Origin of the sequence: Streptomyces cathayae (assembly GCF_029760955.1) — a bacterium.
GTDB classification, from domain to species: Bacteria; Actinomycetota; Actinomycetes; order Streptomycetales; family Streptomycetaceae; genus Streptomyces; species Streptomyces cathayae.
This window is the reverse complement of the sequence record NZ_CP121682.1, coordinates 4,098,151-4,117,444: the sequence shown is the minus strand read 5'-3', so window position 1 is coordinate 4,117,444 and position 19,294 is coordinate 4,098,151. Positions and strand designations below refer to the sequence as shown.

The 19,294-nt window shown below is 69.6% G+C and carries 24 protein-coding genes; 3 read left to right on the top strand and 21 right to left on the bottom strand.

Annotation, left to right across the window (positions count from 1 at the left end; translation table 11 throughout):
• Positions 1–51 precede the first annotated feature (51 nt).
• The 3 genes from PYS65_RS18730 to PYS65_RS18720 all read right to left on the bottom strand — a co-directional run bounded on the left by PYS65_RS18730 (position 52) and on the right by PYS65_RS18720 (position 2,980).
• Complete coding sequence (locus tag PYS65_RS18730; protein ID WP_279335094.1) at positions 52–1,704, bottom strand: long-chain fatty acid--CoA ligase; 1,653 nt, start codon at positions 1,702–1,704, stop codon at positions 52–54.
• 124 nt (positions 1,705–1,828) lie between these two features.
• Entirely contained in the window at positions 1,829–2,389 is a 561-nt protein-coding gene (locus tag PYS65_RS18725) for a SigE family RNA polymerase sigma factor (protein WP_279335093.1), read from the bottom strand.
• A 267-nt stretch (positions 2,390–2,656) separates the two neighbouring features.
• Positions 2,657–2,980, bottom strand: a complete 324-nt coding sequence (locus PYS65_RS18720; RefSeq protein WP_279335092.1) for a hypothetical protein — start codon at positions 2,978–2,980, stop codon at positions 2,657–2,659.
• A gap of 365 nt (positions 2,981–3,345) precedes the next feature.
• Between PYS65_RS18720 and PYS65_RS18715 the strand changes: the two genes are divergently transcribed.
• Both PYS65_RS18715 and PYS65_RS18710 read left to right on the top strand, forming a co-directional pair.
• Complete coding sequence (locus PYS65_RS18715) at positions 3,346–4,227, top strand: bifunctional DNA primase/polymerase (protein WP_279335091.1); 882 nt, start codon at positions 3,346–3,348, stop codon at positions 4,225–4,227.
• 26 nt (positions 4,228–4,253) lie between these two features.
• Positions 4,254–4,811 (top strand): DinB family protein, encoded by a 558-nt coding sequence (locus PYS65_RS18710; protein WP_279335090.1) that lies wholly within the window; start codon positions 4,254–4,256, stop codon positions 4,809–4,811.
• Positions 4,812–4,847: 36 nt separating this feature from the next.
• On the opposite strand, the gene PYS65_RS18705 is transcribed toward PYS65_RS18710, so the two are convergent.
• From PYS65_RS18705 to PYS65_RS18615, 18 genes are all read right to left on the bottom strand, one after another.
• Complete coding sequence (locus tag PYS65_RS18705) at positions 4,848–5,222, bottom strand: winged helix-turn-helix domain-containing protein (protein WP_279335089.1); 375 nt, start codon at positions 5,220–5,222, stop codon at positions 4,848–4,850.
• Complete coding sequence (locus PYS65_RS18700) at positions 5,219–6,121, bottom strand: hypothetical protein (protein WP_279335088.1); 903 nt, start codon at positions 6,119–6,121, stop codon at positions 5,219–5,221. The genes PYS65_RS18705 and PYS65_RS18700 overlap by 4 nt, the downstream gene beginning before the upstream one ends.
• Positions 6,122–6,400: 279 nt before the next feature.
• Positions 6,401–6,688 carry a hypothetical protein gene (locus PYS65_RS18695; RefSeq protein WP_279335087.1) on the bottom strand — a complete coding sequence of 96 codons (288 nt, stop codon included), beginning with the start codon at positions 6,686–6,688 and terminating at the stop codon, positions 6,401–6,403.
• A 112-nt stretch (positions 6,689–6,800) separates the two neighbouring features.
• Positions 6,801–8,288 carry a peptidoglycan D,D-transpeptidase FtsI family protein gene (locus PYS65_RS18690; protein ID WP_279335086.1) on the bottom strand — a complete coding sequence of 496 codons (1,488 nt, stop codon included), beginning with the start codon at positions 8,286–8,288 and terminating at the stop codon, positions 6,801–6,803.
• A gap of 560 nt (positions 8,289–8,848) precedes the next feature.
• A complete protein-coding gene (locus PYS65_RS18680) occupies positions 8,849–9,286 on the bottom strand; it encodes a hypothetical protein (RefSeq protein ID WP_279335085.1) in 438 nt (145 codons plus the stop codon).
• Positions 9,287–9,348: 62 nt separating this feature from the next.
• Positions 9,349–9,771, bottom strand: a complete 423-nt coding sequence (locus tag PYS65_RS18675; RefSeq protein WP_279335084.1) for a hypothetical protein — start codon at positions 9,769–9,771, stop codon at positions 9,349–9,351.
• 1,047 nt (positions 9,772–10,818) lie between these two features.
• Positions 10,819–11,208, bottom strand: coding sequence for a hypothetical protein (locus PYS65_RS18670; protein WP_279335083.1), 390 nt, complete (start codon positions 11,206–11,208; stop codon positions 10,819–10,821).
• Between the two features lie 173 nt (positions 11,209–11,381).
• Positions 11,382–12,524: a tyrosine-type recombinase/integrase gene (locus tag PYS65_RS18665; RefSeq protein ID WP_279335082.1), complete on the bottom strand. Its 1,143-nt coding sequence runs from the start codon at positions 12,522–12,524 to the stop codon at positions 11,382–11,384.
• A complete protein-coding gene (locus tag PYS65_RS18660) occupies positions 12,524–12,739 on the bottom strand; it encodes a helix-turn-helix domain-containing protein (RefSeq protein WP_279335081.1) in 216 nt (71 codons plus the stop codon). Before PYS65_RS18660 ends, PYS65_RS18665 begins: the two co-directional genes overlap by 1 nt.
• Positions 12,739–14,133 carry a replication initiator protein RepSA gene (gene repSA / locus PYS65_RS18655; protein ID WP_279335080.1) on the bottom strand — a complete coding sequence of 465 codons (1,395 nt, stop codon included), beginning with the start codon at positions 14,131–14,133 and terminating at the stop codon, positions 12,739–12,741. The genes PYS65_RS18660 and repSA overlap by 1 nt, the downstream gene beginning before the upstream one ends.
• An 89-nt stretch (positions 14,134–14,222) precedes the next feature.
• Positions 14,223–14,540 carry a SpdD-like protein gene (locus PYS65_RS18650; RefSeq protein ID WP_279335079.1) on the bottom strand — a complete coding sequence of 106 codons (318 nt, stop codon included), beginning with the start codon at positions 14,538–14,540 and terminating at the stop codon, positions 14,223–14,225.
• A 23-nt stretch (positions 14,541–14,563) separates the two neighbouring features.
• On the bottom strand, positions 14,564–14,719 hold the full coding sequence (locus tag PYS65_RS18645; RefSeq protein ID WP_279335078.1) for a hypothetical protein: 156 nt from the start codon (positions 14,717–14,719) through the stop codon (positions 14,564–14,566).
• Positions 14,720–14,729: 10 nt separating this feature from the next.
• A complete protein-coding gene (locus tag PYS65_RS18640) occupies positions 14,730–14,921 on the bottom strand; it encodes a mobile element transfer protein (protein ID WP_279335077.1) in 192 nt (63 codons plus the stop codon).
• A gap of 1 nt (position 14,922) precedes the next feature.
• Positions 14,923–15,117, bottom strand: a complete 195-nt coding sequence (locus PYS65_RS18635) for a hypothetical protein (protein WP_279335076.1) — start codon at positions 15,115–15,117, stop codon at positions 14,923–14,925.
• A gap of 20 nt (positions 15,118–15,137) precedes the next feature.
• Complete coding sequence (locus PYS65_RS18630) at positions 15,138–15,824, bottom strand: DUF2637 domain-containing protein (RefSeq protein WP_279335075.1); 687 nt, start codon at positions 15,822–15,824, stop codon at positions 15,138–15,140.
• Positions 15,825–15,906: 82 nt separating this feature from the next.
• On the bottom strand, positions 15,907–17,259 hold the full coding sequence (locus PYS65_RS18625) for an FtsK/SpoIIIE domain-containing protein (protein WP_279335074.1): 1,353 nt from the start codon (positions 17,257–17,259) through the stop codon (positions 15,907–15,909).
• A gap of 3 nt (positions 17,260–17,262) precedes the next feature.
• Positions 17,263–17,616: an SCO3933 family regulatory protein gene (locus tag PYS65_RS18620; RefSeq protein ID WP_279335073.1), complete on the bottom strand. Its 354-nt coding sequence runs from the start codon at positions 17,614–17,616 to the stop codon at positions 17,263–17,265.
• A gap of 139 nt (positions 17,617–17,755) precedes the next feature.
• A complete protein-coding gene (locus PYS65_RS18615; protein ID WP_279335072.1) occupies positions 17,756–18,535 on the bottom strand; it encodes a GntR family transcriptional regulator in 780 nt (259 codons plus the stop codon).
• An 18-nt stretch (positions 18,536–18,553) separates the two neighbouring features.
• On the opposite strand from PYS65_RS18615, the gene PYS65_RS18610 reads away from it, so the two are divergent.
• Complete coding sequence (locus PYS65_RS18610) at positions 18,554–19,018, top strand: NUDIX hydrolase (protein ID WP_279335071.1); 465 nt, start codon at positions 18,554–18,556, stop codon at positions 19,016–19,018.
• Positions 19,019–19,294: the final 276 nt, after the last annotated feature.

Sequence of the window (19,294 nt, the reverse complement as noted above, 5' to 3'; positions counted from 1 at the left end):
GCGCGGCCGTGGTGCGTCACGACGTCAGGAGGCGGGGCGGGGCGTCGAGCGTCAGAGCCGGGTGACGTCCAGCGCGCCCTCGGCGTACTTCCTGCGCAGCACCTTCTTGTCGAACTTGCCGACGCTCGTCTTCGGCACCGACTCGATCACCGTCCAGCGCTCGGGCAGCTGCCACTTGGCGACGCCCTCGTCGGCGAGGAAGGCGCGCAGGGTGGTGAAGTCGGCGGTGGACCCCTCCGTGAGGACGACCGTGGCCAGCGGGCGCTCCCCCCACTTGTCGTCCGGGACGGCGACGACGGCGGCCTCCGCGACATCGGGGTGGGACATCAGCGCGTTCTCCAGCTCGACGGAGGAGATCCACTCGCCGCCGGACTTGATGACGTCCTTGGCCCGGTCGGTCAGGGTGAGGAAGCCGTCACGGCTGATGGTGCCGACGTCCCCCGTCTTCAGCCAGCCGTCCTCGCTGAACTTGTCGGCGGGGCGCAGCGGTTCGGCGTCGACGCCGTTGTAGTAGGCGCCGGCGATCCAGGGGCCGCGCACCTCCAGCTCGCCCGCGGACTCGCCGTCCCAGGGGAGCCGTTCGCCGCCGGGGCCGGTGAGCCGGGCTTCGACACTGGTCGGGAAACGGCCCTGGGTCAGGCGGTAGCCGAGCTCCGCCTCGGTGCCCACGGCCTCGGCCGGCGGGCGGGCGATGGTGCCGAGCGGGGAGGTCTCCGTCATGCCCCAGGCGTGGCAGACCCGCATGCCCAGCTCGTCGAAGGCCTCCATCAGCGAGGGCGGACAGGCCGAGCCGCCGATGGTGACCTGGGTGAGGGAGGAGACGTCCCGGGGCTTGGCCAGCAGCTCGGTCAGCAGGCCCTGCCAGATGGTGGGGACGGCGGCGGCGTGCGTCGGCCGCTCCCCCTCGATCATCGCGGCGAGCGGGGCGGGCTGCAGGAAGCGGTCCGGCATCAGCATGTTGACGCCGGTCATAAAGGTGGCGTGCGGCAGGCCCCAGGCGTTGACGTGGAACTGGGGCACCACGACCAGGGAGGTGTCCCGGTCGGTCAGGCCCATCGACTGGGCCATGTTGACCTGCATCGAGTGCAGGTAGATCGAACGGTGGCTGTAGACCACGCCCTTGGGGTCCCCGGTGGTGCCCGAGGTGTAGCACATGGCGGCGGCGGCGCGTTCGTCCAGCTCCGGCCAGTCGTAGGCGAGGGGCTTTCCGGCGATCAGGTCCTCGTACTCGTGCACCTGGGCGTCGGCGTCCGCCAGCGCGGAACGGTCTCCGGGCCCGGTCACGACGACGTGCTGAACGGTCTTCAGGTGCGGCAGCAGCGGAGCGAGCAGCGGGATCAGCGAACCGTTGACGATGATCACCCGGTCTGCGGCGTGGTTGACGATCCACGCGAGCTGCTCGGCCGGAAGGCGGAGGTTCAGGGTGTGGAGCACCGCGCCCATGGAGGGGATGGCGAAGTACGCCTCCACATGCTCGGCGTTGTTCCACATGAGTGTGGCCACCCGGTCGTCGCCGGCCACCCCGAGGTCCTCACGCAGGGCGTGGGCCAGCTGGGCCGAGCGGGCGCCGATCTCCGCGTAGGAACGGCGGTGCGGGTCGCCCTCACCGGTCCAGGTGGTCACCTGTGACGTGCCGTGGATCGTCGACCCGTGGGTCAGGATCCTTGAGATCAGCAGCGGTACGTCCTGCATGGTGCTGAGCACGGTGTCCTCCTGGGCGACATTGCCTACGCGGCGGTAACGGTTGTGCTGATTCTGCGCACATACCGCTCGGTATGTCACTAGGTGAACGGATGATCGATCACGTTCCGCGTAACTTCGCTCTCGGTCAGGACCGGACAAGCCCCAGTTCGGCGTCGTCCCGCAGCTTCCCGAGCGCCCGCGAAACGGCCGATTTCACCGTGCCCACCGATACGCCGAGCACCTCGGCCGTCTGGGCCTCGCTGAGGTCCTCGTAGTACCGCAGGACGACCATGGCACGCTGTCGCGCGGGCAGCCGCATGATCGCCCGCCACATCGCGTCGCGCAGTGCCTGCTGCTCGGCCGGGTCGTCGACACCGTGGACCGGGTCCGGCTCGGGCAGTTCGTCGCAGGCGAACTCGTCCACCTTGCGCTTGCGCCACTGCGACGTCCGCGTGTTCAGCAGCGCCCGGCGCACATAGCCGTCGAGCGCACGGTGGTCCTCGATACGCTCCCAGGCGACGTACGTCTTGGCGAGCGCGGTCTGCAGCAGGTCCTCCGCGTCGCTCGGGTTCCCGGTCAAGGACCGGGCGGTACGCAGGAGCACCGGCTGCCGAGCCCTCATGTACGACGAGAACGACGGGTACGGAAGGGTCTGCGCCGCCGGAGCAGCGGCGTTCGAAGCGCTGGTGCAGACGGGTCTGGTCATGACTCAACGCTATGAGCGGGGCACGTTCGGCAAATCGGCCGCAGGTCCCGAAGCCGCGTCCCCCTCAGGTTGTAGGGGTGGGGCCTGCCGCACCTCCTGAAGGTGGACGAGCGGAGGAGGCCCAGTGCGGGTTCTCCCCTGGGGGGAAGCACCGCAAAAGCCCGGAAACACCTGCGCGACGGTACCGGAGTACCGCCGCACAGACGCCCTGCACCCCACGGATCGCACCCCACACGGCGTCAGAGGGCCGACGGCCCTCTCACCTCGTCACCACAGCGGGGTGAAGGTGATCACCACGTTGTCGTCGCCCTGGACGACGGACGTGAACGCGGAGCCGTTGACCTGGGCGGCGTTGCTCTGGTTCGAGGCACCGGAACCGGTGGCCTGCTGCTGCGTGGTGGCCGCGTTGCCGTAGTTGTCGCCTCCGACGCCGCTGCCGAGCACTCCCGCCTCGGCGCTGGTGGCCGTGGCGTTCGATCCGTCGTCCGCGAGAGCGCCGGCGTCCGCCGTCGCGACGCCGGCGAAGAGGGCCGCCGCGAGCGGAAGAGCGGAGACGGCGGCGATGACACGGGCGGTACGGATGCTTGCCATGTTGTGTTCCCTCCAGAACCAAGGACGCACCGGCGCATGAGCCTGTGTGCGCATGTGCGTGATGTACGGCTGCCGCCAGGGGAGTTGGCCGACCACCCCGGCACTGTGCACGACGTCGCGAGATCAGGATTGCCCACCGAATCCCGGTGAACCACCCTGGAAGCCGTCATTAGCACGCAAGTGTGAGCACACATCGATAAACCTCCCCCTTCCTCCCGAGTCGCCTCCCTGCCCGACACGACCGCCTCCTCGCCAACCCCCATAAGAGGGGAAGCGTTTCGGCACTTTTTCCGCACACTCCGCACACCGCGGCGCGTCGCGCCCACCCTCTTCCCCTTATCGAACGCACGTACGAAAATAGATCCATGGCCACCACCGACCGGCAGGCCAGCACGCTGGCCCTCGCACACGCCTTGTCAGCCGCCGAACGCGGACTGGCCGTCATCCCGCTGTCCCGGACCAAACTCCCCGCCCTGCGCTCCCCGCACCGCGACGAACCCGCCCCCCGCACCGGCCGATCCACGCCCTGCCACGGCGAGTGCGGCCGCTTCGGGCACGGCGTCCACGACGCCTCCACCGACCCCGCCCGCATCCGCTCGCTCTTCGCCTCCGCGCCCGGGGCCACCGGTTACGGCATCGCCTGCGGACTGCCCCCGCACCACCTCATCGGTGTCGACCTCGACACCAAGACCGGTACGGACTCCTCCGCCGCCCTGCGCGAACTGGCCCTGCGTCACCTGTTCACGATCCCCGCCACGGTGACCGTCCTGACCCCCAGCGGCGGCCGTCACCTCTGGCTCAGCGGCCCGCCGGACGTCGTCGTCCCCAACTCCGCGAGCCGCCTCGCCCCCGGCATCGACATCCGCGGCGCCGGGGGCTACCTCGTCGGCCCCGGCTCCCGCACGGACCACGGCACCTACACGACCGCCCCGGGAACCGCCCGCTTATCCCCCGCCGCCTGCCCGCCCACTCTTCTGCGGCTCCTCCTGCCACCGCCCCGCGCCCACCACCCCACACCCCCGTCGACCGGCGGCCACGGGCAGGGACTCGTCCAGTTCGTCCTCGCGGCACACGAGGGCCAGCGCAACACCCGCCTGTTCTGGGCGGCCTGCCGCGCCTACGAGGACGGCATCGGCCCCGCCCTGGTGGATCCCTTGACCGACGCGGCCCGCACCACGGGCCTGTCCGAACGCGAGGCCCGCGCGACCATCGCCTCGGCGGCCCGCATGACGGGCCACCACCCCTGACGCACCACCGCCCTGGAGTGCCGACCATGTCACCCACCCACGCCACCCCCGCCCCCGCCTCCGTCCCCCTCTCCCGAACAGAACTACTGCGCTGGCAGTTCGACCTGACCTGGTCCCTGTTCGAGTACCACCTGGAGCGGCTGGAGCCGGACGACTTCCTGTGGCAGCCCACCGCCCACTGCTGGACGATGCACCGCTCCGCCGACGGAACCTGGACCCCCGACTGGGCGGAGACCGAGCCCGACCCCGTACCCGTGCCGACCATCGCCTGGGTCAGCTGGCACATCGGCTGGTGGTGGAGCGTGACCCTGGACCACGCGCACGGACGCCGGCCCCGGGAGCGGACCGAGATCACCTGGCCCGGAGCAGGCCCGGCGACCGTCCAGTGGCTGCGCGGCCTGCGAACGGAGTGGCTCGCGGCGCTGGACGGCCTGGCCGACACCGACCTGGACGCCACAGCATCGTTCCCCTGGCCGGCCGACCCGGCGTACACCGTGGCCCACATGGCCGCCTGGGTGAACACCGAACTGCTGAAGAACGCCACGGAGATCGGCCAACTCCGCCTCCTGCGAACGGCTTCATGACCCCACGGATCCGAGGGCCGCACTCCTGGAACAGCGTCACGCCTCGGACGTGCCGGGAGCCGGACGGGGGCTCTCCAGCCGGAGGACGAGTGCACGCAGGGCACGAAGTTCGGCGTCCAGCGCCTGCGCGCCTTCACGGGTGAGGGCGATCCACGTTCGGGGACGCCGACCGACGTAGCCCTTGTCCACGGTGATCAGATCCGACTCCTCCAGCACCTTCAGGTGCCGGGAGAGGTTTCCGTCCGTGACGGCCAGTTGCTTCTTCAGGAAGCCGAACTCGACCCGGTCTGCTTCTCGGGCGATGGTGAGGATGCCGAGTCGCACACGCTGATGGACGGTGTCGTCCAGCGACTGCGTCGGATGGAGCCCTTCCCGGCCGTCCCACGCCTCCGCCGCATCCCCGACACTCATGGGACAACCGTATCCGCATCGGCACGAGCGGGTCCGGCTCGATGACGTGCCACCCCCCACTCGGCCAGGCCGGCGAGGAGCAGGATCGAGGCAAGCAGCAGCGCCTTGACCTGCGGTCCGTCGGTCCAGTCGGGGTGGGCGGGGTGCTGCCAGGGGAGCCACCCCGTGCCCCAGGAGGCACCGAGGTAGCCGGTGAGCAGCAGGGCGTGAGCGGCGCCGGCGGCTACGGCGATCCAGCTGCGTTCGACCAGCCCGAGGGCGACGAACCCGATACCGACCAGGTACCACGGGGAGGCGTAGTTGTTCTGCAGCAGCGCGACCTCCAACGACTGACTCCAGCCGAACAGCCCGAACAGCATGGACGTCAGGGCGGTCATGATCACGGCGGTGACTACGGCGGTCGTGCAGATCCACATGCCGCGGCGGGGGACGACGCCCCGGACCTCGCCGCGCAGGCGGTACCAGCGAGCGAAGGCGAACCATGCCAGGGGAAGGAGCCCGAACCACACGCCCCAGGCCACGAAGCGCAGCACGGCGCCGTCGAACTCGCCCTCCACACAGGGGGTTCCCGGTTCGTGGACGACGCACAGGCCGATCAGCTCGGCGTAGGCGAAGGCCGGGTAGGACGCGACGTTGCGACCGTGGGCTCCGAAGTTGAAGGCGTACCGGGCCACCGGGGCGGACGCCAGCGCGAGAAGGCCGAAGCCCAGGAGGGAGACCCACGAGCCGTTCATCTGTGCGCGGGTCCTGACCCGTAAACCTTCCGTGGCCGCCAGCAGGTCGGCCACCTGCGCCCCCGGCCCGGATCCCCCACTGCCCAGTGACGGTGTCCCCACGCTCTCCCCCTTGTGGTCGCGCTTCGGCAGCGCCGGGAAGCGGACGGTCGGTCGGCCGCCCACAGCTGTACTTTGCATCGCAAAGTACATGGCAGTCAAGAGTGGATATCCGCCAGGCGCGACGAGCCCCGGGTCGAAGCACGCCTTGCACCCTGGTTGCAGCGCGGCGGCTCACCTCCGCGCAAGGTGGGAAACCAAAAGGGCCCGCATCTGCGGGCCCTTCCTCGCGATGGCCGGCGCATCGCCTGTGGAGGCGCACCGCCCTCACAGGCGGTACGCCGGACGCGATGCGCGGAATCCAGGAAGCCGCCGCCGTCCGACGTCGCTCACCGACCGGCGGCGTCAGGCGCGTTCCGCCTCGGCCGTCTCCTCGGTGCCCGCGGTCCGGGCACGACGACGGCCCAGCAAGGCGCTTCCCACGATCACCAGGCCGATGGCGCCGATCTTGGCAGCCTGGTAGTAGCCGGTCGCCAGCTCCTCCGGAGTACCGGGCAGCCGGAAAAAGACCCACGCTGCCGCGAGACCGCCGATGACGACCAGTCCGACCGCTCCCCACATCCCGATGCCCGCCCACCAGGGCTCCAGGTCGTGCCCCCGCTCGTCGTTCTGCTCAACTTCCTTTCCCGTCACGGCTGTTCCCCTTTTTACGTGTGGTGACGTTCACGGGGAAGGACGTGGCCCCGGTGCGAGCGGTTGCCCGACCGAACATTCCCCGCACAGACCCCCGGCTCCGTTTCCGGCGTCACTGCTGCAGGACCGCCTCCATGACGCTGCGGGCGATGGGGGCTCCGAGACCGCCGCCGGAGATGTCCTGGCGCGAGATGTCCATGTCGGTCGGGTCGATGAAGACGGCCACGGCGACCGAGGACCCGTCCTGCTTCTTGCCGTAGGAGACGAACCAGCCGTACGGCACCTGGTCGGCCACGTCGACACCGCGTTGCGCGGTACCGGTCTTGCCGCCGACCGTGACGCCGTCGATCCGGGCGCGCCGGGCGCTGCCCTCCTCGGCGGTGAATTCCATCATCTGTTGCACCTTCTGCGCGGTCTCGGCGGAGACCGCCTCGCTCATCACCGCGGGCCGGGTCTTCTCCAGGGTGCTGAGGTCCGGGCCGCGGACCTCGTCGACGACGTAGGGCTGCATCAGCTTTCCGTCGTTGGCCAGCGCCGCGGTGACCATGGCCATCTGCATCGGCGTACTGGTGAGGCTGCCCTGTCCCATACCGGTGAGCGTGGTACCGGGCGCGTCGAGGTCCTCGGGGTAGAGGCTCTTGGCGGCGAGCAGGTCACCGAAGTCGTCGGAGTAGACGTCCTCGTTGAAGCCGAACTTCTCGGCCGTCTCCCGCATCTTGTCCTGCCCCAGTTCGGACGCGGCGTCCAGGAAGACGTTGTTGCACGAGTACTGCATCGCGGTCTTCATCGACGCGTTGCTGCAGACCGCGTCGCCGGCCTCACTGCCGATCCTGTTGCTGGACTGCGGCAGGGGGTACGGCGAAACGGCGTCCGTACGGGCGTCGATGTCGGTGACGATCCCGTGCTCCAGAGCGGCGGCCGCAGTAAGGATCTTGAAGGTGGAACCCGGCGGATAGGTCTCCCGCAGCGCACGGTTGGCCAGCGGCTTGCGCTTGTCCTTGTCGAGCGCCACGAACCGGTCGGACTCCTTGAACGTACCGCCCGCGAACTGCGACGGATCGTAGGAGGGTGCCGAGACCAGGGCCAGCACCTTGCCCGTCCGGGGATCCAGCGCGACCACGGCCCCCCTCGCGCCCTTCAGGTCGGTCAGCCCGTCATAAGCGGCCTTCTGCGCCTTCGGGTCGATGGTGGTGACCACCGAGCCTGCCCGCTGGCCCTCGCCACTGACGAGATCGGCGAACTGCTGGAAGGCCAGGCGGTCGTCCTTTCCGGTCAGGATGCCGTCGTACGTCCTCTCCAGCAACGTCATGCCCTGTGCCTGGGAGGCGTATCCCGTCACCGGCGCGTACATCGGCCCGTCGACGTAGGTGCGCTTGTACTTGAGGTCGGTGCCCTGCACCTCGGTGGAGCCGGTGACGGCCCGGCCCCCGACGACGATGTCCCCGCGCGGGGTGGCGAACTGCTCGATCTGCACCCGCCGGTTCTTCGGGTCGGTGGAAAGTTCCGGGGCCCGCACGTACTGCAGCCAGTTCGCACGGAGCAGCAGGCCGAGCACCAGCAGCCCGCAGAAGATCGCCACGGCCCTCAGAGGCTTGTTCACCGACGTCCTCCGTCGATGCTCGGCCGGCTGGATATGGGGAGGCGTCGCAGCATGCGCACACCTTAGGCACACCTGCGAGTGGCCGGTGAGCGGGAGTCAAGGCTTGGGGACCGTCGAAGCCATCGCCCGAAAATCCGGTGCCATAGGCTCCCGCCTTCGTGCCGTTCGCCGGTGGATGTGAGCCCATCAGGCAGGACGCGTCGCAGGGCCGGAGCAACTGGTTCGACCAAGACACTGCCGGATCGGGAGAGCCTGCGGCCATGCCCTGACAGCGCGGGCGCAGAGTGCCGGGCGTCCGGAGTGCCGCCGGTAAAGGTGTGCAGGGCCGGGTCGGACAGCACGGCGGCCATCTCCTCGGCGTGCTCGACGTGCAGCGGCAACAGGTCCAGCTTCCTTCCGGCACGGGTGGGGGCAGGTCATGTGCCCCCACCCTGGTCGTCCTGGCCCAGTCCGGCTTCGTCCCCACGCAGGAAGCCGCCGGGATCCTGCACACCGCGCTCGCGGACTTTCTCGGAGCCTCGCCTGGAACTCCCGCGCGGTCACTGAGATACGCGGACTGCTCAAGTTGCGCTACCGGTAGGGGTTCCGTACCGGGCCCGGCGGATCTCTCTGACGGTGAACGCCCCCGCAGCGGCTGTCCCCATGAGCGGCAGCACTGGCATCAGTACCCAGATGCCCCATGAAACGAGACCTGTCTCCACAGCCTCGTAGCTGCCCCACGGTTTCTGCCTGACTCGAACAACCTCTCCGCTGTGACCGTCGTACCGGACCTTCACGGTGTGAGCCGCGTCGGTGCCCACTTGAGGTCCGCTGCATACGGTGTGACTTGTGTTGCGTGCCCCGTCTTCACGGTGACACTCTGTGATCTGTACCTGCATGGCGTTTCCCAGCAGGTCAAGCCGTGCGAGACCGGTGATCACTGTCCACACCGTCGCTGCGGCGCACAGCACGGCGATCATGCTGTAGACGGTGATCGTGAGCCCCCGCTCCTTTGTCATAGACATAGAATGCCGTGCCCCGAGCTTGCTCGATCCGGGCCACCACCACGTCGGCCGCTACATCAGGACCGCCACTTCACGTAGACCACGAACGCAGGTTCGGGCAGCCGGGCGGCAAGACGGTCCTGCGTCGCGCGAGACAGACCGGCGAACGCGCATCCGACCGACAGCAGCCCCACGACGGGGACAAGAACGGCCAGCAGTACCGCATCGACGCCGTGCTCCCTCTGGTATCCGCCGAGCAACACCGTCCTGACCTGTGTGTGCGCCCCAGCCCGGCCACCGGGCCAGGCCATCCGCGCCTCCCGGTCGACGAGGCTCCCGTCGTGAGAGACGAACACGCCCGAACACGAAGTGCTCTTGCCACCCCTGCCACTCTCCTCCAGATGGCACTCGTCAGCTGCGAAAACTCCCGGCGTCCCGCCCAGCCCGGCAGCGGATACGCCCACTACGCCGAGCACCGCCGTACCGATGAGGAAGAGCACCGCAGCACAGCACCACAGGAAACGCCGAACAGGCCCAGACCGGTCTGTCCGCGCCGCTCTCCGAAGAATTCGCCGCCGCGCAACACCGCTGTCCACGGCGGATCGCTTGGCACTGGCAGGCAAGCGGTATCCGTCGCCGCCACCAACCGCCGCTCTGCGCCGCCGCGCCTCCCGCGCCCGCACCGCCTTACTCCTCGATCTCGCCACGCTTTCCCCCACGCCCGAGCCGGGCCACCATCCGTGGATCCCCGTGCCTCGTCCCATGCTTGCACCCGTCACACAGGGCACACACTGCCTGGGGTTTCACGACACACGTGCCCCCGGACCGGCTAACCCACGAGGTACCGCCCTCAGCGGTGGCGCAGAGCGCCGAGCAGCATCGGCTGAAACGGTGCTTCGCGGTCACGCTCTGCGCCAGACGGCACCCGGCACGGGAGTACGGCAACAGGCGTCTGCGTTTCGACAAGGCGGGGGGGCAAGGAGCCTGAGTAACACTGACGTCCAGTCGACTGGGCCGTCTCTGGGCCGACCGCCAACGGCAGAAGCCCACAGCATCCGAACTGGTCGGAGTCGTGGGCAGGCAGGGGGGATCGGGAGAGCCGGACCGACACCAAGGCCCCGGCACCGGCAGAGATCGCGGCGCGTTTCGGCACCGCCGTCAACCATGCCGTGGAGCAGCCGGAGCCCCGGCAGGCCACCGCCGAGAAGGGGCCCCCTCCTGGGCGACTCAGGACACTAGCCGTCCGCGCGCGTTCCGCGCCCGATCGAGCGGGAAACCACGGGGAACACCAGGCAGCCACGGAGTCCGGGCAGGCGAACGGCCCCCGACCGACTTCCCAGGTCAGGGGCCGTTTGCACTGCTCTCAGAGCGGAGGCGGTGGGATTTGAACCCACGGTGACATCGCTGCCACGACGGTTTTCAAGACCTTTCACCGATCACGTGGGGCGACCGCTCCCCCGCAGGTCAGACGGGTACGAGCGCCCCGGCGAAGCCGTCGTCATCGTCGTCGTGCCCGCTACGTGCCCCAGGCGCACGATTGTGTCCGCTCAGCCACCAGTCACAGCGGGAACGACCACCGCCGCCACGGCCGACAGCAACCCTCCTACAGCGAGGGCGCCATTGAACTTCTCTTTGGCCGTTGGGAAAACGGAGCGACTCACGTTCCCGGCCTTGCTGCGCAAAACGATCATCTTCATTTTCTGCCACCTGTGCTGACGCTTCGAGCAGCCCATCAACACGCCGTAGGCGTTGTTGCGGCAGTAAGTCTGCCCATCCCGGTTGACGGCTCCACACCAGACAGGCACTTGGAAGGCCGCATAGGCCGAGACACCAAGTGACAGAGCCACGATCACCGGCAAGGACCATTGCTGGCTCCAAGCAACGATCAAAGCCGCGGCCACCATGTATCCCCAGTACAGATGCACCACTTTACCCATAAGCACTCAGAGTAGCTATGCATATGCACAGCGCATAGAGGCGAATTGGACAGGCGTCCGCCAGCCGTCCAGCGCGACCACGAGGCGAAGGCGCATTGCACAGCGCTGAGGGCCACAAAGGGCGATGCCCCTGGCATCATTCTTGGCCAGGGGCATCAGTAAGTGCAGGCTGCTCAGAACGGCTTACGCGCCTCGGGAGAGCCGTCTCCTTCTTGCCCTCCGAGCCATGCGTCAGCCGCTTCCGCCACCTGATCGTCACGACCGGCGACTGGCCGAGCATAGTGCCGAGTGGTGACGCTCGCGTTCGAGTGGCCGAGGCGGTGAGCGGCGGTCATCACGCCGTACCGGTCGGCGACCCATGTGCCGTGCGAGGCGCGGAGGTCGTGCGGGGTGACGTCGGTCAGTCCGGCCGCCGACACCGCCGGGTCGAAGTACGCCTTGCGCCACTGGTTGTAGCGGAGCGGCTTGCCGCTGGGGGTGGTGAACAGGAGGGCGTCATCCTCGCCGGGCAGCGTCTCCAAGTGCCGGCCGAGTCGTTTCGTGAGCGCCGGGCCGACCCGGAGGAGCCGCTTCTGATGTGACTTGGGGGTGTCGAAGACCAAGGCGCCGTTAGCTTCGGCCAAGTTTTCGTCGACGAGGACGAAGCCGCCGAAGACGTCGATGTCCGTACGCCGGAGGGCGAACGCCTCACCGACCCGCAGGCCCGCGTACGCGAGGAGGGCGATCAGCAGGTCATGCGGCTTGGCCGCGCTCCGGACGATCCGCGAGGCTTCAAGCGGGGTGAGGATGTGCGGCTCTGTCTGCGGCATCCGAGGCAGCTTCACGCCCCGGCACGGTGTCTGCGGGATCATGTCGTTGTCGACGGCCGACCGCATGATCTGCGACAGGACCCGGTACGCCTGCCTGATCCGTGACGCGCTGAGCCCCTTGGACTTCATCCCGCCGACCCACTCGGCGATGGTGATCGGACGGAGGCTGGACAGCTCACGGTCACCTAGCGCCGGATTGATCAGCGAGTTGATCAGAGACCTGTACGACGCCTGAGTCTTGTGCTTGAGCTGCGGGGAGACGGCAGCAAGCCAGCGGGCCGACCAGTCGCGTACGGTCGTCTGGCCCTCGGCCGGGTCGACCCAGCGTCCCTCTTCGATCTCGATGCGCTTCCGCATGAGCCAGCGGTCGGCATCCGTCGAGGTGGCGAACGTCCGGTCGGCAGGGCGCAGAACGCCGTCAGGCCCTGGGTACCGGACTTGGAACCGGCCGGACGGCAGCTTGCGGACACGGCCGAAGTTCCGGCGGGACTTGCGCTTACCGGCCATCAGGCAGCCCTCCGAAGGACGGTGGGACGCAGGGTGATCGGTTCCACGGTGTTGGCGTCCACGTACGCCTCTACGACGCTCTCGGGGATGCGGACGTGTCGGCCGACCTTCACGAAGGTGATGCGGCGTTCCTCGATGAGACGACGCGGAAAGCGGACGCCCGTACCGAGACGTTCGGCGACCTGGTCGACGGTGAGGAGTCGGTCCACGGTCATCACTCCCTCTCCTCTGCGGCTTGGTCGCGTAGGGCTTCGCGAGCGGTTTCGCGATTGAGCTGGAGGTTGCGGGCGATGGTGGCCGCGAGGGCGGACTCGCCGGGGGTGTGGCCGTGTCCGGCGTACTGCCAGTCGGTCAGGACGAGGACGGTGTCCGGCTCGCGGTCGTCCAGGCCGAGGACGGCGGCCTCTTGGGTTGCGCGGTAGTCGGCACGTGCCTGGCGGAGGGCGCCGAGGGTGGTGGAGTAGCGGCGGGACTTGGATGAGAAGTGGCCGCGGAAGCCGAGCATGTGGGCCCAGGCCCAGAGACGCCGGTCCGGATACAGGCTGTCCAGGTCACGGCATGCGGTGACGAGGCGGCGGGTGTGGTCGGGGACGCCGTGGCGGTCGAGTTCGGCGAGTTCGCCGATGCGGCGGTCGAGGGTTCCGGTGTTCTCGGCTGCCTTGGTGGAGTACTTGGCGACGTACGAGGCGACGGCTTGTTCGGTGATGTCGGAGCCGTCTCCGAAGGCCTTCACCGACCGGACGTCGAGCTGAGTGCCCCAGCGGAACGACCGGGCCGGTTGGTCACCCGCGGCCGGGACCGAGACCGATGTGTAGGAGTGCGCCGCAGCTGCATGGATCGCGTCGGCGAGGAGATCGACCGTGGCCCAGGCGGGCGGCGGCGTTCCCGGGCCCTCCGGGCCGTCGAGCCGGATCACCGCATGGAAGTGCAGAGCGCCGCGCTTCTGGAACTCGGCGACCTTGCCGTACGAGACGCGGAGGCGGTCGGCGAGTTCACGGCGCGAAAGGCCGGCGCGGGCGGCGAGTTCACGGCGCAGGCGTGTGGTGAAGCGCTGCCACAGCTGCCCGGCATGGTTGTTGAACAGCACCGCGCCCGCGTAGTCGTACGTGGCCGGGTCCAGGGCGGTGCCCAGTTCCGGGGCATCCGAGGCGTGGCGGGTACCGCAACGGCAGAGACCCCGGTCGGGCCGGTTGTGGACCGGGCCGAAGGACGGGGCGGTGAGGGTGGCGAAGACGCGCGGGTGGTCGCGGACAGTGGCGGGGATAGCGCGGCGGTCGTCCCCGGCCAGGCCCGCGCGGATCAGGTGGTAGGTGTCGCCCGCGTAGGTCCAGGCGCAGGCCGGGCAGCGCGAGGCGCGGCGGTTGCCGCAGGCGACACGGAGCCGTCCGCCCGGCTCACCGGCGGTGGTGTAGTGGTGCAGGGTCTCGCCAGTGGCCTTGTCCTTGTGGAGGGTCCAGCCAGTCAGGTGGATGGGGTCGGAGCAGCCACCGGTACGGCGGACCTGGTCCTCCCAGCGTGCGTAGTCAGGGGCCGAAGCCACCCTCAGCAGGTCCCCGAGGATGATCGGATCGAGCAGCGTCTCCGACGCCTGTGAGGCGCGATGCGCCATGCTGGGTTCTTCCTTCCGGTTGTGAGGTCGGACAGGGACGGCTCCCGGGCGGCGGATGCTTGGCGGTATCGAGGCCGCCCGGGGGCCGGTCAGCGACGCTTGGCGTCGGCGTTGACGAGTGAGCGAATCACCAGGGCGCAGACAGCGACCGAGGCGCCGGTGATGGCAACCGCCAGGAGCATGGAGACCAGGACCGCGCCGACGACCAGGACCACGGCTGTACCGCCGCCGACGAGGGCGAGCGCGGTGCCGGGGGTGAGCTGGACCGTGGGCCGGGTCGGCGTCGAGGCGACCGGAGCAGGAGACGGAACCTGCGCGGTCGGCACGACGGCGGTCGGTTCCACCACCACGGACGGGGTGACTGTGCCGGTGGGCGTGGGATTGGTCGGGATCTTCGGACGAAGCATCGGTGTTCTCCTTTCAGGTCGAGCTACTTGACGGCGGTGTCGATGACCGGGGACAGCAGGCTGTCGGCGAGGAGGTAGCCGCCCAGCAGGAGCACGGCGATGAGCCACCAGGGCGGGCGGATGAGCTTGACGCCGAGGTAGCCGACGACCAGCAGCGCGAGCCAGAGCGGAACGTCCACGGGTGGCCTCCTAGCGGACGTGGCAGCGGTGGGTACGGGCGGCGAGCTGGGCGGCAGACCGGCTGGAGTAGTCGGCGGACCAGCCGCAGCCGTCGGAGCCGCAGACGGCGGCGTGCTTGGTCTGGCCGCCGCGGTCGCGGTGGGTGCCGATCTGCACCGGGCCGATCCGCATCACGGAGTGGAAGAAGTCGCGGGCGGGCATGTCAGTCGGTCTCCTTGCGGGTCGTGGTCGGGTCGGGGAAGGCGGCGCGGATGCCGGCGGCGGTGGCCGGGTCGGTGGTGCGGCGGGCGGCTTCCTCGGCGAGCAGGTGGGCGAGGTAGGGCCGGTTCGCGGCGGTCATCTCGCGGGCGGCGTAGAGGTGGTCGGCGGCTGTCAGGTCGGCCGGGTCGCGGGTCACGAGTGGTTCTCCCTTCCGGGTCAGGTGAGTTGGGCGGCGATGGCGTCGGCCAGGTGCGGCGGGACGCCGAGGCGGGCGCGGAGGGTGTCGGTGTCGATCGGGGCGCCGGTGCGGGTGTGGTGGTCGTCGGCGACCTTGCGGGCGTGCTCGACCAGCGCGGCCGGGACCGGCACGGTCGGGGAAGGTTCGGCAGTGGGCAGGGCCGGGGTTTCCTCGTGCGCCGGGACGGTCACGGGGTCGGGCGCCGGGTCCGGCTCGACGGCGGCCGGTTCGGGCTGTACCTCAGGCGCAGGGGCTGAGTCCGGGTCCGGGGCGGCGGGTGCCGGCGCAGCCGGAGACCGGTCCGCGGGTGAGTGGGCGAGGAGGGTGCCGCCCATGAAGGCCAGGGCGGGCCAGGCGGCGACCAGGATGCGCAGCCAGGCCGGGACGTCGTTCAGGTCGAGGAGTCCGGCGGTGGCCACGTTGGCGCCGAGCGAGGCCACCAGCGCGATCACGAACCAGCACCAGGCCAGCCGGGACGGCCCGTCCGTGCGCAGCCGACGCCAGGCGGCGACCAGCAGCAGGTCCACCGAGACCGGATAGGCCCAGGCCTTCCAGCCGTCCTGTCCAGCGGCGGCGGCAAGGTCGTGCAGGTGGGCGAAGGACAGCGCCCCGGCAATGACGGCCTGAACGAGCACGGCGTCCACACGGAGGGCGGGGCGGGCCATCACGGCTCCTTCCTGTGATCAGGCATGGCGGGGGTAGGGACCCGGCGCGAAGCGGTCGCGCCGACCGTGGGAGGGGGGTGGGTCAGGCCGTGGCGGGGGCTGTCTTGGACAGCGGCACACGGGCCGAGGGCAACGGGGCGACCGCGGGCCGGAACACCGCCAGGGCGGGCAGATCCGGAGTGCGGTCGGCGAACTTGTTGCAGATGTTCACGGCCTGCCGCAGCGAGGTGTGCGGGGCGCGGATGCGGTGCCAGCCGCCGGTGGAATCCCCGGCGATGGCCAGCCCGCGTGTTTCGGCGGGAATCGTGATAGCGGCCAGCACGGCATCCGGGGCGATGTCGCCGAAGGCCATGTTGGCGCTGGTTTCGTCGTTGACGCGGTGGGCGGTGCGGCCGGTGAGTTGGGCGCGGAGCATGGTGATGCCCTTGCCGAGTTCGGAGCCGAAACGCTGCCCGCAGATCTCCAAATAGATGCCGGCCGCGCGGCCGAGCTGGGCGAGCCGGACCAGGGCGGTGATGATCCGGTCCCGCCGCTTCTCCTCCTCCTTGCTCGCGTACAAGGCGAGTTCGGCCACCTCGTCGACCAGGACCACGACCGGCACCGGCCGCAGCTCGGCGGGCAGGTCCCAGATGTCGGCGGCGATCTCCGCATCCGGCACCGCGACACTGATCCGCTGTTCAGCCCGGATCAGCTGGTACACCTCCCCCATGTGGGACACCAACGCCTCCAGCAGCTCCAGGGCGGTGTCCGGGTTGTCGGCCAGCGCAGAGAACCGGCGGGCCAGCGGGAACAGCTCTACTCCCTGCTTGCAGTCGATGCCGACCAGGGCCACATGCTGCGGGGCGAGCCCGGCGACGAGGTTGCGCTGATAGACGGACTTGCCGGACTCCGTGGCGCCGAGGGTCAGGCCGTGCGGAACGGCGCGGTAGTCGCGGTAGTGGACCGAGCCGTCCGCCCGCAGGGCGACCGGGACCCGCATCGGGCGGGTATCGGCCTTGGCGGGCATCTGCACCCGCTGGAGCACGTCATAGCCGGTCATCCGAATCTCGACCACGCCCGAGCGCAGCTCACGGGAGGTGACGCCGTACATTCCGAAGGAGTGGCGCAGCCGGTCCGAGGCGGCGGCGTCGAAGGCGTCCTGTCCGGGGCGGAGCTTGAGCCGCAGGACCAGGCCGGTGCGGGTGGGCCGCAGCCGCAGGATGCGCGGCGCGCGGGACTCCGGCGCCGGACGGTTGGCCATCCGGGCCAGCGTCAGGCGCCAGCGCGAGGGTGGGACTGTCAGGCCGCAGGCGTCCATGACCGAGCCGTACCGGACCAGGACCCGCAGCGCGGCGAGGGTGACCCCGAAGGTCAGCCAGTACCAGGCGGGGCGCCGCCACCGCAGGAGACCCGCAGCGGCGACGACCACCAGCAGTAAGACCGTCGGCCAGGTCACGGCTCAGGCCGCCTTCGAGGCCGAGCCCGCAGCGGCCAGCGAGGTCACGGCGACCGCGCGAAAGGCGATCCCGTGCCGCTTCTGGCCGTTGAACTCGTTCTCCCACGCCGAGGCGACCAGGCCCGTGAGCGCGACCGGGGTGCCCATGGTCAGGTCCTCGGAGACGCCGGGCTGCGGGACGGTGAGCTTGAGGATCTCGACCTCGTCGGGCGTGGAGAACATGACCTCCACGACCATCAGGGTGATGCCGTCCTTGTCGAGGGCGATCTCACCGGTCCGGCGGTCCTTGACCTTGGGCTGCGGGGCCTTGGCCACCATCACTGTGGCGTTGGAAGTGTCGACGGGAATCTGACGCACAGCAGATCACTCCTATAGAGAGGCTGAACTTCGTCACTCATGTATATGAGTGACATAAAGAAGAGTGCCTGACTCCTATACATGAGTCAACCCGCCGCGGCTGAGAAGTCGCGACGGGTTACGGAGAGTTGAGCGGGCGTCAGTCGGCGGCGGGGATCCGGTACTCGAAAACGAACTGGTCAGCGGCCATGAGCGTGTCGCAGACCTCGACCACGAGCCCCGCCGTTGTGCGAGCCTCACGGATCAGGTGAACCACCGGGGCACCCGGACTGAGCGCCAGTTCGGACGCCTCCGCCTTGGAGGCCGGCCGAGCTTGCAGCGTCTCGACGAACTCGGCGAACTCATGCCCGTGGTCCTCGAGTCGGGCATAGATGCCACCGCCGCCGGGGTTCTCGGCGAACAGCTCCGGGATCTCCTTCACGACGTCCCACGGGAGATACGAGGAGGCGGTCTCAACCGGAGTGCCGTTGCGGAAGTAGAGGCGCCGCCGGGCAAGCACCTGAGTGCCGACGGGGACGCCCAGTCGCTGGGCGGCATCCGTGGGGGCCTCCATGGGCCCGATGTAGAGGACGCTCACCTTCGCCGTGGCACCGGACTGCGCGGACTCCGCGAGATACGCGGCCTTGCCGCCCTGCCGGAGCGAGCGCCGGAAGCGATCAGAGGAACGGTGCCGCACCGGCGGCCGATCCTTCACGATCGAGCCCTTGCCGTGCCGAGTCTCGACGAGCCCACTGGCCCGCACCTCGACCATGGCCTTACGGATTGTGCCGCCAGAAACGCCGTAGCGCTCCACCAGTTCCGACTCACTCGGCACCATGTCACCAGGCTTGAGCACACCCGCCCGGATCTGCTGCACGATCTCATCAGCGATCTGCACGTACCGAGGCCCGGACCTGCCCCCCTCTACCGCGGTTCCCATCGTCCCTCTCCGCCTCCTATGCTCCTGTACATGAGTCAACCACAGGAAGCAACGTCACCGCCGCTGCACTCCGTATCCGTAGCCGGGGTAGTGGTACGCGAGGACGGGCGCCTCCTGGCGATCCGCCGGGCGGACAACGGCACATGGGAACTCCCCGGCGGCGTGCTCGAACTCGACGAGACCCCAGAGGCCGGCGTCGCCCGCGAGGTCCTGGAGGAGACCGGCATCCACGTCGAGGTGGACGAACTCACCGGCGTCTACAAGAACACGACCCGCGGCATCGTGGCCCTGGTCTTCCGCTGCAAGCCCTCCGGCGGCACCGAACGCACCTCTGACGAGTCGACAGCCGTCTCCTGGCTCACACCCAACGAAGTCAGCGAGCGCATGTCCGAGGTCTACGCAATCAGGCTCTTGGACGCCTTGGACGGCAACGGTCCCCACGTACGAAGCCACGACGGCAAGCAGCTCATCCCAACGGGATAAGACTTTCCCTACTTCATCAAGCCCCGGCTGCGCTCCGCTCCGCCGGGCGCGCTTCCCGGCTCCGCTCCGGGCGCCGCTCCTGCCTTCGGCCCGCTCCGCCCGCGCTGCGCCGACGCGCGCCCACATGTGGACAGGGCCGGAGGCCACGAGTCGATCACCGCAGAGAGCGGCCCGCGGTCAAGGCAATGCCTCCGGCGGGGGATCGGCCGGCACCGGGATGGAGGGGGCGCCGTCGCCGACTGCAGGTCCGTAGGGGCGTGCGTGAGGTGCTCCCAT

Coding starts and splice junctions, on each gene's coding strand:
- PYS65_RS18725 (WP_279335093.1), bottom strand. CDS start 2,389: ATGACCAGACCCGTCTGCACCAGCGCTTCGAACGCCGCTGCTCCGGCG.
- PYS65_RS18720 (WP_279335092.1), bottom strand. CDS start 2,980: ATGGCAAGCATCCGTACCGCCCGTGTCATCGCCGCCGTCTCCGCTCTT.
- PYS65_RS18715 (WP_279335091.1), top strand. CDS start 3,346: ATGGCCACCACCGACCGGCAGGCCAGCACGCTGGCCCTCGCACACGCC.
- PYS65_RS18710 (WP_279335090.1), top strand. CDS start 4,254: ATGTCACCCACCCACGCCACCCCCGCCCCCGCCTCCGTCCCCCTCTCC.
- PYS65_RS18705 (WP_279335089.1), bottom strand. CDS start 5,222: ATGAGTGTCGGGGATGCGGCGGAGGCGTGGGACGGCCGGGAAGGGCTC.
- PYS65_RS18680 (WP_279335085.1), bottom strand. CDS start 9,286: ATGACAAAGGAGCGGGGGCTCACGATCACCGTCTACAGCATGATCGCC.
- PYS65_RS18670 (WP_279335083.1), bottom strand. CDS start 11,208: ATGGGTAAAGTGGTGCATCTGTACTGGGGATACATGGTGGCCGCGGCT.
- PYS65_RS18665 (WP_279335082.1), bottom strand. CDS start 12,524: ATGGCCGGTAAGCGCAAGTCCCGCCGGAACTTCGGCCGTGTCCGCAAG.
- PYS65_RS18660 (WP_279335081.1), bottom strand. CDS start 12,739: ATGACCGTGGACCGACTCCTCACCGTCGACCAGGTCGCCGAACGTCTC.
- repSA (WP_279335080.1), bottom strand. CDS start 14,133: ATGGCGCATCGCGCCTCACAGGCGTCGGAGACGCTGCTCGATCCGATC.
- PYS65_RS18650 (WP_279335079.1), bottom strand. CDS start 14,540: ATGCTTCGTCCGAAGATCCCGACCAATCCCACGCCCACCGGCACAGTC.
- PYS65_RS18640 (WP_279335077.1), bottom strand. CDS start 14,921: ATGCCCGCCCGCGACTTCTTCCACTCCGTGATGCGGATCGGCCCGGTG.
- PYS65_RS18630 (WP_279335075.1), bottom strand. CDS start 15,824: ATGGCCCGCCCCGCCCTCCGTGTGGACGCCGTGCTCGTTCAGGCCGTC.
- PYS65_RS18615 (WP_279335072.1), bottom strand. CDS start 18,535: ATGGGAACCGCGGTAGAGGGGGGCAGGTCCGGGCCTCGGTACGTGCAG.
- PYS65_RS18610 (WP_279335071.1), top strand. CDS start 18,554: ATGCTCCTGTACATGAGTCAACCACAGGAAGCAACGTCACCGCCGCTG.